Consider the following 10,606-nt stretch of genomic DNA (forward strand, 5'->3'; position numbering starts at 1 on the left):
ATCCGGTACACTCTGCCCGTTCACCACGGATCTGGAGCGGGCATGAGTTGGGACCTGGCAACACCGTTCATCATCGACCTGCGGGTCGCTGCCGACGACATCGACGGCCTCGGCCACGCCAACAACGCGGTTTACGTCACCTGGCTGGAGCGCTGCGCCTGGCGCCACTCCCAGCGCCTGGGCCTGGACCTGACCGAGTACCGGCGCCTGGACCGGGCCATGGCCGTGGTCCGCCACGAAATCGACTACCTGGCCGCTGCCTACGAAGACGACGAGTTGCAACTGGCAACCTGGATCGTCGACTGGGACCAGCGGCTGAAAATGACCCGGCGCTTCCAGCTGGTTCGTCCCAGCGACGGCACCACCTTGCTGCGTGCGCAAACCACCTTCGTCTGCATCGAGTTATCCACAGGGCGGCCCAAGCGCATGCCAGCAGAGTTTATCGAGGGTTATGGAGCGGCGCTGCTTCAATAGGCGTACCTGAACCATTTACTGAATAGCTCCGTTGATGAATGCCTCGTCGAGTGAGGTGGCGTTGAAGTAATCCATGAAACCTTCCGCATCGTTGAAAGGAAGAAAACGGCGCTTGTGGATCAAGTGAAATTGGTCGCAATGACTAGTGATTTCCTCTATATGGTGAGAAGAAACTAAAACGGAGATGCCTTCGCTGCACGCTTGCTGCAAACAAAGCCAAATGTAATAACGAAATTCGGGGTCTATTCCGGCAGTTGGTTCGTCGAGAATTAGTAAATCACAAGGAAGTGTCAGCAAGGTTAATGCAAAGAACGCGCGGATTTCTCCGTAGCTACATGTCGCGGGCTTTTTTTTCCACAGGGCGACATAGCGCTTGCTGATAGTTGGTGACCACTGCTTTAGTTTTTCGAATGTTTGCTCTCCACAAGGTGGGGTGGGAGTTGTCAAATTACATATCAAGCGGTGTATGTCTGCCATCTGAAGTGACGACGGTGGGGAAAGTATTTGCGAAAGATAAAGTGGTTGTGCTGCTTGATTCAAAATGCTCCCTTCAGCTGGGTGGCGTAGACCACAGAGCATATCAAAAAGCGTTGTTTTGCCTGAGCCGTTAGGTCCAAGAACTCCTCCCAGCGTGCCTTTTTGTAAGAGTAGGGTGGCATTGTCAAAAATGTTGTCTTGTTGGTACCTGAAGCTTATGTTGTTTACGCTTATGATGTTCATTTCAATAGCGACTCCAGACGGGGTTGATGCGGAAATTATTATAGAAAATGAGGCAGCTAATTAACAATGATGTTAGTGAAATAGTAAGCGCCGTGATGATGTCTAGCGCGCCGGTCATGATGGATTGTGCAAAGTATAACGGATTAATCTGATTCAATTTGGCGGGAATTGATTCCGGGGATGATGCGCCTAAGTAGCCGCATGAGATCATCAAAAATGATACTGCAGAAAAAAGAGTATTCGCAGTGGAGAACCGTAGGGGGGCTAGCGCCAGTAATAGTCCAAGTGAAGAGTAGAAAGTATAGCTGGCGTAAAATCGAAGTAATATATCTGCGTACTCTTCAAATACGTAGGCTCCAAAGGTAGGGCGAGAAGTAAGATAAAAAATAGTTGCGTAAAATAAGCTGATAGTAGAGTAGCTTATAATGTGCGAAGCTAGATAGATGGATATTGATGTTTTTTTGAATATGAAGGAGCGGATAAACCCGCTCTCCCTTCGGCCAATCAAGTAAAAGCTAAAGCCAAATAAAGCGATGCTGGACGCCATGTAAGAGTAAAACCATGATGCACTATCAATATAATTATGATTGACTAGGCTCTCGCTTTTTTTTGAGAAGCAAAGGAAATAGAACAACAGAGATGGCGATATTATTATCCATAGTATTGCAATTGGCTCATTGATTTGTTCTTTCATTAGTGTGTATGTTATTGAGAGGATTCTTTGTGTGTGGTGCTCGGCGAATGTTTTGCTCATGGGAAAGGGACCATTTTTTCTTGTCTGTGTTTTTTTGTCGTATTTTTAAACTGTGCTGAGTAGCTATTGTCAAGGTTTATATTTGAGGCGTTATTCATGTGAAGGAATAGGTTTGGTGAAATGTACTTGCTGGCAAAAACCTGCGATTTATGGGGCAGAGGTATACTTTCTAGGTATATGTATCCGTTTAGGCTCAGTGATCTGACTTTGTCGATTAGTGATGTTAAGGTAAGGGGGGCTGATTTAGTTGAGGTGCTTGGTGATGAGGATGCGCTAGCCACTTCAAGATAGGTGTCGTAATTGTTGCAGCTAAGAAAATGTCTTAAGTAGTGGTCTTTTATGGTTTCTAAGCGTTGGTTGCTGACTACAAAGTTGTTCATGAATCTATATGTCTGCCAAAGCTCTAGAATTGATTTTTCCAATGCGTCGCCAAAGCATTCCGAATAGGACATTCCGGCGCAATATTTCACTGACCGGTGTTTGTTGGGGCTTCCGTATACAATCAAAATGCAGATGCCTGGGAAATTGGTATCACTGATGTCGAGAATACAAATCTCTCCAGCGTTGCTCAGGGCTTCAAATAGATTTCTAGCGTAGGATTTGTTTAGTGCTTCTAATGCTTGAGTGTTTTTTATTTTTTTGCGGCACGTATCAGTGAGCCAGAATCTCAAAAGAAATTGTCTCTCGAGTAATTCCTTGATTGAACCAAAAATTGCCTTATCTATAGTTTGATGGATGCAGCATCCACAAGTGTCTCTGTTGGGAAGTATATTGTCATCCTTGCAATCGATTAAGGGTGATAATGAAATGCAGACAGTTGGTATGTTGCAAGGGGTAAAGTCGACAATCCGCCATGCTCTGCTGAGCTTGAATTTTTGTTGAAGTAGGGCGTTTTTATATATTTTCTGATGCGATGTTTGAGAAAAGGCGAGAATAAATTCATTTACTTCCTGGGGAGAGAGCGATGATCTTAACTGATCGTAGGATGTGCTCTGAATATCCAAATAGAAGTGTTTGCGTTCCAAGTACTCACCGAATGCGGAGGTGAAAGAGACATCACCCCACCCAACACCTGATCCAAAAACCTGCCAATAATTACCTGCTTCAACGCAGCTTGGAAGAGTTGTAGTCGCGCTGGGTTGGCAATATAAAAAATCTGGTTGAAAGTCTTGGTGGTTGTCACGGTACAGATTCATGTGTCACCCAATTAGTTGTATGCATAGGGGTAAGAATAACGCCGGATTTAATTTAAGGGTTTTTGTTATTTGGTGATCTGAAAAGCCAGACCACATTCGATTTTGAAGGTGTAGTTCTTTGCATCGAAGATCAATCAGCATATACATTGATCCCGCCTCCATCAGGGCTAGTCGATAGCCACGGTAGCGGTACTTAAAAAGTGATTTAGGTAAATACATGAAATAAATTATTGCTACGCTTGGGCTGCCTATGTCAGAAGGTTCTGGTGTTATGGCCTGAAGTAACGTGTTAGTATTTATATTCGATGCTAAGGGTTCAAATTTTCTAGACCTCGGGAGTAGGTGTAGGATGTTTTGATTTTTTGGCCAGTCAGTATTTTTTCTTGATAAATTGCAACAAAATACTTCCACCGGGTACAGTGCACCGCCACTTGGGTAGCCACGCTTGAATTTATGTTCAGGTTTTCCCAGTAGTGGGGAAAGGAGCTTTCCAATATTTTGGAAGGGAATGCTTTGGCTAAAAAACTCATTGCAGGACTCGTTTCTACTTAGTGGGTGTTCAGTGTTTATTTGTGGGATATGGTGCTGATCATGTTCTGTGGCTATGTCCGGATATAGTTTGATCTCGTTACCTGTAAGCGTTTTTAACTCGCTTTCACTGAGGTGATGCAAGGTGGTAAAGTGTTTCGTTGATCTGTGTATCGTGAAGTTTCCTTTCGAGTGGAAGGATAGGGTTTCCTCGAATACGTCGTTTGCAAGAAATTTCAAATAGTAATCGTGAGAGATTGTCATTGATTAAGTCTCAGACATTCGCACATCAGCCAGTGGCTGGTGGACTGTTTGGTTATAAGTCCACTTTCAAGGTTTAAAGTCGTGGACTGCAATGTGGAGTCTTGAGTGACTTTTCGGGGTTGGGAAGTAGTGAGGGTGGTGATACTTTTAACGATTGCACTTAGAATCAATGTTAGCTGTAATGGGTCTAGGGGTTGCGGCGGTAGACTGATTTTGTTTGTTTGGCAAAAATTCAACATTTTTGTCCATAAACTAAATCCCGGGCGCTGGGTCTCATAGCTGATTATTCGATCAATGACGCAAAAGGCGCACGGGTTACCGATCTCAGGTACGAAAGGCTCTGTTAAATGAAAGCAGTTTCCGCTGATAAACCCAATGCATATTGCACAGTCAGTATTTTCTCTGCAGGTTTTGAAGTATAAGTCACGAAGCTTTGAAGGGTTAAGCGTTAGGCTTGATAAAACAAAAAAAGTTTTTTGTGCTGGTTTGATTGGTGTGTCGTAGTTAAGTTTTGTTAAACTTATCGTCGCGTTAGTATTCTTCGTAATGTATTTTGTAAGTTCTGAGGTGATTTCCCAGTCATGATAGATGTGCGCCTTGTTGAAATATGGATTTTCTTTGATTTGGCTGATAGTTAACACTTGTTTGAGGAATTCTAGGACTTCGTCTGGCTCTAGATTGTGTTCTTGGAATACCCTATTTAGCTGTCCGGTAGTTGTTTCTGGTAGGTGGGTTTCTTTTATTGCTCTAAGCGCTCTTTCCAGGTTGGGGGAGTGTATTTTTGTTATTCCTTTTTCGGAGTAGAGTAGTGTGTCTGTATCAAAGTTTAATATTTCATAATTGTTTATTCGTATTTGCATGTCCGTCTCCTAGGCCTGCGTCTCTCATGCGGTGGTTTTGAGACACAGGCCATTTTAGTAGTTAGCTAGAAGGTTCTAGCTCGCTAATCCCATTGTTACCACTACCTCCTGAGCCACCACTCCCGCCACTACATCCACCGCCGCCGCCGCAACCGCCGCTTCCCCCGCATCCGCCTGCACCTCCTGATCCGCCAAAAAACTCCATGTTTGAGATTTCTGGGTTGTTAGTACTTATAAGGATTTCGCCTAGTTTTTGATCAATGTTCATTTATTTTTTCTCCAGTAGTAAAAGATATCTCGACTTGATGTCCTCCAGATTTCGTTGAAGGTGTGAAATGTTTAGGTGTTTTTATTTTTTCTGTCAAAGCACGGCGCATAAGCTGGAAGCGATGTGGCCATTTCTTGTTTAAAGGGGAATGGTTAATTTCGGAAAGGTCTGTTGAAATATCTTGAGTTAAGTATGTATCTGTTGTAGGAGCTTTCTGTATTTCAAGGCAGGCGTTATCGGTTCCTTATTTTTTGTAGTCCATCTCTTGATGGTTTTTGTGAGATTTCTTTTTTATTGGGACTTTGTTTCTTGGTTTGTAATTTGTTGTTGTGCAAAATTCCGACGGAAGGTTTTTATTATTTTTGTTTATAGTGGCGTTGGCGGAGTATTGAGTGGATGTCGAGAAAGAGGTTTGCTCGCCGCATCAGCAATCATCATGGGAGAAATCACCTTGTGATCGCTGGTTTGCCTCATTTTCTTCGGTAATTGTTGCCGTCGTCCGGGCTTTGTTAGAATCGCGTTTTTTCAACAGGTCAGCCTCCATGCAAATTGCCCTGGCCCCGATGGAGGGGCTGGTCGACGACATTCTTCGCGACGTACTGACCCAGGTGGGCGGCATCGACTGGTGTGTCACCGAGTTCATTCGGGTCTGCGACCGCTTGTTGCCGGCGGCCACCTTCGAAAAGCTCGCGCCGGAGCTGAGCCAGGGCGCCCAGACCGCTGCCGGAGTGCCGTTACGTGTGCAATTGCTGGGCTCCGACCCGGTGTGCCTGGCCGAAAACGCGGTGCTGGCCTGTGAACTGGGCGCGCCGGTGATCGACCTCAACTTCGGCTGCCCGGCCAAGACCGTGAACAAGTCGCGTGGCGGTGCTGTGCTGCTCAAAGAGCCTGAGTTGCTGCACGCCATCTTGCGAGAAGTGCGTCGCGCAGTTCCTGCGCATATCCCGGTGACGGCCAAGATGCGCCTGGGCTTCGACAGCCCCGACGGCGCCCTGGACTGCGCCTTGGCCCTGGCCGAAGGTGGCGCCGAGCAATTGGTGGTGCACGCGCGAACCAAGGTCGACGGCTACAAGCCGCCCGCCCATTGGGAGTGGGTGGCGCGGGTGCAGGACGTGGTCAAGGTGCCGGTGTATGCCAACGGCGAGGTCTGGACCCTGGAAGACTGGCGGCGTTGCCGAGAAGTCAGCGGTGTTGAAGACATCATGCTGGGCCGTGGCCTGGTTTCGCGCCCGGACCTTGCCCGGCAGATCGCCGCCGAACGTGATGGTGTCGAGTTCGTGCCCATGGACTGGCACAGCTTGCTGCCGCTGATCCGGGACTTCTGGGGCCAGGCCCGGGCGCAGATGACGCCGCGCCAGGCACCGGGGCGCTTGAAACAGTGGGTGGCGATGTTGACCCGCACCTACCCCGAGGCGGTGGCGCTGTTCACTGAATTGCGCCGGGAAACCGACTGTGACCGGGTCGGGCAGTTGATCGGTGTGCCGGTCTGCGAGGCGGCCTGAAAAAAATTTTGCAGGGTTGCTTGAAAAGCAGGCGAGGGTCCTTATCTAGGGAGTACGCGATGCCGAAGTCGGGTCGCGCTACTACACAACCTCGCTGATTTTCAGGAGATGCATCATGACTACTGCTTTTTCTCTGGCTCCACTGTTCCGTCATTCCGTGGGTTTCGACCGTTTCAACGACCTGTTCGAATCTGCGGCGCGTAATGAGGCGGGTAGCAGCTACCCTCCCTACAACGTTGAAAAACATGGCGATGACCACTATCGAATCGTCGTTGCTGCGGCAGGTTTCCAGGAGCAGGATCTGGACCTGCAAGTGGAAAAAGGCGTCTTGACCGTGACTGGCGGCAAGCGTGACAGCAACGCTGAAAGCGTTACCTATCTGCATCAGGGCATCGCCCAACGGGCGTTCAAGTTGTCGTTCCGGTTGGCTGACCATATCGAGGTCAAGGCGGCTGGTCTGGCTAACGGGCTGCTGAGCATCGATCTGCTGAGGATCGTGCCGGAAGAGGCCAAGGCCAAGCGGATCCCGATCAATGGGGATGGCAAGCCTGCTCTGAATTGATTGGTTGATGTTGATGTTGATGAGGGCACCTTCGGGTGCCCTTTTTTATGGTCTTTGGTTTTTGGTGATTATCCGTTGGCGAGGGTGGTGCTGAGTCACCTTTCCGCCCTTACGGCGGGTTACTTTGGCAGTCGCCCCAAAGTAACCAAAGGGCTTGCCCCACCAGGGGCCCTACGCTGCGCTTCGGGTTCCCTCGCTACGGTGTTGCTACGGGGCATTGCGAACTACGAGTTGCAAGCAACTCTACGTTTCGCAACTTCGGCTAACGCCGAAGGTGCTGCGCACTAGCCCCTTCGCAACACCTGCACTCGGCCCTTCTGGTTAACGGGGCCGGTAGATCAAGATCACAAGCAGATCAAGATCAAGAGCACAATTCGCGTTGCCCTTGTGGGAGCGGGCTTGCCCCGCGATGCGATTTGGCAGGCAGGGCGCTATCGCGGGGCAAGCCCGCTCCTACATTTTCGGTCGCTTTAGTAGCCTGCCGGCGCTTCAAGCAACATCGCCCGAAACTCCCCCAGCGGCAACGGCCGGCTATGCAGATACCCCTGGTACAAATGGCACCCCAGCCGCTCGAGAAACTCCAGCTGCTCCGACAGCTCCACCCCTTCGGCGATCACCGCCAGGTCCAGGCTGCGGGCCATGGCGACGATGGCGCGGACGATCTCGGCGTCGTTGGGGTCCAGCGGTGCGTCGCGGACGAACGATTGGTCGATCTTCAGGGCGTCCACCGGCAGGCGTTTGAGGTAGGTCAGCGAAGAGTAGCCAGTACCAAAGTCATCCATGGCAAAGCTCACGCCCAAGGCCTTGAGCTCGCGCATTTTGCTGATGGTGTCTTCCAGGTTCTGAATGACGATGCCTTCGGTAATCTCCAGCGTGAGGATTCTGTGCGGCAGGCGGAAGTCGTCGAGGCTGCGCATCACCCGCTCGACGAAGTCGTTCTGGCGGAACTGTCGCGGGCTGATGTTCACGCACAGGCTGAAGTCGTCCGGAGCGATCAGGCCGTCGCGTAGCATGCCGGCACAGGCATCGCAGGCTTCGTCGAGGATCCAGTTGCCAACTTCCAGTATCAGCCCGCTTTCTTCCAGCACCTGGATGAACTGCGCCGGCGGCTGCTGGCCCAGTTGCGGGTGGTGCCAGCGCAACAGCACTTCGGCACCGACGATGCGGTTGTCGCGGGCATCGACCTGGGGCTGGAAGTGCAGGGCCAGTTCGCCGCGGGCCAAGGCCAGGCGCAGGTCGTTTTCCATGCGCAGGCGCTCGCTGGCGGCCTTTTGCATGGTGGTGTGGAACATTTGCGTGGTGTTGCGCCCGGAATCCTTGGCCCGGTACAGGGCGATGTCGGCGCGTTTGAGCAGGTCGGCCGGGGTCGAGCCGTGGTCGGGGATCAGCGCCACGCCGATACTCGGCGTCACCTGCAGGCGCTGGCCGTCCAGCGACATCGGCTCGGCCAGCAGTTCGCGCAGGGTGTCGGCCAGTTCGCGGACTTTCTCCGTGACTTCCTCGCGGCTGCCTTCCAGGCCGCTGAGCAGGACCACGAATTCGTCACCGCCCAGGCGCGCGACGGTGTCCTCCAGGCGCACGCTGGCTTCCAGGCGCGCGGTGATGATCTTGAGCACCGTATCGCCGACCGGATGGCCGAGGGAATCGTTGATGTGCTTGAAGTGATCGAGGTCGAGAAACAGCAGGGCGCCACGCAGGTTGTGGCGCTTGAGCAGGGCGATCTGCTGGCTCAGGCGGTCCATCAGCAGGGCGCGGTTGGGCAGGTTGGTCAGCGGGTCGTGGTAGGCCAGGTGACGGATTTGCGCCTGGGCGTTCTTCAACTGGCTGACGTCGCGGGCGGTGAGCAGCAGGCACTCGGTTTCGTTGAGGTTGATCGGCTCGATCGACACCTCGACGGTAAGAATGTCGCCGCGCTTGTTGCGCCCGAGCATTTCCCGGTGATGCACACGGCCTTTTTCCTGAAATTCGCTGAGCAGCGCCGCGCGCTGCTTGTCGTCGGCCCAGATGCCGATGTCGTGCACGGTCTGGCCGATCACTTCGGCGGCGCTGTAGCCGGTCAGGCGGCAGAAGCCATCGTTGACCTCCAGGTAGCGGCCGCTGTCGCGCTCGGTGATGGTGATGGCATCGGGGCTGGAGTGAAACGCCTTGGCGAATTTCTCTTCGCTGGCCTTGAGCGCCGCCTCGGCGCGCTGCTGCTGGGTGATATCGCGCAGGGTGGTGACGCTGCAGGGCTGGTTGTCGACCTTGATCAGGCGGCTGGAGATCACGCAGGTCAGCGGCTGGCCGTCCTTGTGGTTGACCACCACGGCGACGTTGTTCAGGGCCTGGTCACGGATCACCCGTTCGATGCGTCGGGCGCGTTCGGCGGACTCGGCCCACAGGCCGATCTGTTCGGCGGTGTTGCCCAGTACCTGCTCGGCGTTCCAGCCAAACACCTGGGTAAAGGCCGGGTTGATCTCGATGAACTGGCCGCTGTCCTGGCGAGTGACGCAGATCGGGTCGGGGCTGGCCTGGAACAGGCTGGCGAACTTTTCTTCGGAGCTGGTCAGGCGCTGTTCGCGTTCGACCTGGTCGCTGATGTCCAGCAAGGTGCCGGCCATGCGCAGCGGGTTGCCTTGTTCGTCGCGGTACAGCCGTGCACGGCTTTCGATGTAGCGCGAGGTGCCATCTTCCAGCTGGATGCGGTAGGTGATCTGGTAGTTGCCGGCCGGGCCTTCACGCAGGCTGCGATAGGCCTGGCGCATGGTGCTGCGCTCCAGTTCCGGCACGCCTTCGAAAAACGCCTCGAAGGATTCGTGAAAGGGGGCCGGTTCAAGGCCGTGTAACTGGGCCGCGCGCGCCGAGCCGTAAAGCATGCCGCTGGGGATGTGCCAGTCCCAGGTGCCCAGCTGCGCCGAGTCCAGGGCCAGGTCCAGGCGTTCCTGGCTGTCCTTGAGTGCTTGTTCGGCGCGCTTGCGTTCGCTGGTGTCGACAAAGGTACTGAGCAGGTAGGCGGTGCCTTCCAGCTCGATATTCTGGGTGCAGAGAATGCCGTCGTGAATTTCGCCGTTGCTGCCGCGAAACTGCACTTCGAGGGTCACCGGGCCGCTGGTGCCGCTGGTCGCCGCCAGTACCTGGTGGCGCTGCTGCGGATGGACCCACAGGCCCAGCTCCAGGGTGCTCTTGTGGATGATCTGGTGGCCCGGCCAGCCGAGGATGTTCTCAAAATGCTGGTTGACCTCGTAGATCATGCCGTCGGCACGGCGGGTCAGCAGGATGACATTGGGGCTCAGGTGGAAGAGGGTGGCGAAGCGCTTTTCCGAGTTGATCAGCGCCGCTTCCCGTTCGCGTTGACGGGTGATCTCGCGGATTACCCCGACCATTTGCCGCCGTCCGCTGCGGTCCTTGGTCATGCTGCCATTGATTTCCAGCCAGTGCAGGCTGCCATCGGGCCAACGGATGCGATGGCGCAGGGCCTGCTCCACCGGCTCCCCCCTTG

Annotated in this window: 7 protein-coding genes; 3 read left to right on the forward strand and 4 right to left on the reverse strand. The window is 52.9% G+C overall.

The window, feature by feature from the left end; translation table 11 throughout:
• The first annotated feature begins 42 nt into the window (after window positions 1-42).
• Entirely contained in the window at window positions 43-474 is a 432-nt protein-coding gene (locus UW3_RS0114625) for an acyl-CoA thioesterase (RefSeq protein ID WP_010223243.1), read from the forward strand.
• Between the two features lie 15 nt (window positions 475-489).
• Here UW3_RS0114625 and UW3_RS27015 read toward each other — a convergent pair whose 3' ends face one another.
• From UW3_RS27015 to UW3_RS28240, 3 genes are all read right to left on the reverse strand, one after another.
• Window positions 490-1,194 carry an ATP-binding cassette domain-containing protein gene (locus UW3_RS27015; protein WP_010223244.1) on the reverse strand — a complete coding sequence of 235 codons (705 nt, stop codon included), beginning with the start codon at window positions 1,192-1,194 and terminating at the stop codon, window positions 490-492.
• A 750-nt stretch (window positions 1,195-1,944) separates the two neighbouring features.
• Window positions 1,945-3,144 (reverse strand): YcaO-like family protein, encoded by a 1,200-nt coding sequence (locus tag UW3_RS28235; protein WP_010223245.1) that lies wholly within the window; start codon window positions 3,142-3,144, stop codon window positions 1,945-1,947.
• A 788-nt stretch (window positions 3,145-3,932) separates the two neighbouring features.
• A complete protein-coding gene (locus UW3_RS28240) occupies window positions 3,933-4,796 on the reverse strand; it encodes an McbB family protein (protein WP_081492798.1) in 864 nt (287 codons plus the stop codon).
• A gap of 810 nt (window positions 4,797-5,606) precedes the next feature.
• Here UW3_RS28240 and UW3_RS0114640 point away from each other — a divergent pair.
• Both UW3_RS0114640 and UW3_RS0114645 read left to right on the forward strand, forming a co-directional pair.
• Window positions 5,607-6,566: a tRNA dihydrouridine synthase gene (locus tag UW3_RS0114640; protein ID WP_010223247.1), complete on the forward strand. Its 960-nt coding sequence runs from the start codon at window positions 5,607-5,609 to the stop codon at window positions 6,564-6,566.
• A 115-nt stretch (window positions 6,567-6,681) separates the two neighbouring features.
• Window positions 6,682-7,128, forward strand: a complete 447-nt coding sequence (locus UW3_RS0114645; protein WP_010223248.1) for an Hsp20 family protein — start codon at window positions 6,682-6,684, stop codon at window positions 7,126-7,128.
• A 470-nt stretch (window positions 7,129-7,598) separates the two neighbouring features.
• On the opposite strand, the gene UW3_RS27025 is transcribed toward UW3_RS0114645, so the two are convergent.
• Window positions 7,599-10,606 (reverse strand): sensor domain-containing protein (locus UW3_RS27025; RefSeq protein WP_010223249.1); only part of this gene is annotated, 3,008 nt, incomplete at its 5' end.

It is taken from the genome of Pseudomonas donghuensis, assembly GCF_000259195.1.
Taxonomy (GTDB): domain Bacteria; phylum Pseudomonadota; class Gammaproteobacteria; order Pseudomonadales; family Pseudomonadaceae; genus Aquipseudomonas; species Aquipseudomonas donghuensis.

Excerpts from the sequence above, each read along its gene's own strand:
- UW3_RS0114625 (WP_010223243.1), top strand. The coding sequence starts at position 43 with ATGAGTTGGGACCTGGCAACACCGTTCATCATCGACCTGCGGGTCGCT.
- UW3_RS27015 (WP_010223244.1), bottom strand. The coding sequence starts at position 1,194 with ATGAACATCATAAGCGTAAACAACATAAGCTTCAGGTACCAACAAGAC.
- UW3_RS28235 (WP_010223245.1), bottom strand. The coding sequence starts at position 3,144 with ATGAATCTGTACCGTGACAACCACCAAGACTTTCAACCAGATTTTTTA.
- UW3_RS28240 (WP_081492798.1), bottom strand. The coding sequence starts at position 4,796 with ATGCAAATACGAATAAACAATTATGAAATATTAAACTTTGATACAGAC.
- UW3_RS0114640 (WP_010223247.1), top strand. The coding sequence starts at position 5,607 with ATGCAAATTGCCCTGGCCCCGATGGAGGGGCTGGTCGACGACATTCTT.
- UW3_RS0114645 (WP_010223248.1), top strand. The coding sequence starts at position 6,682 with ATGACTACTGCTTTTTCTCTGGCTCCACTGTTCCGTCATTCCGTGGGT.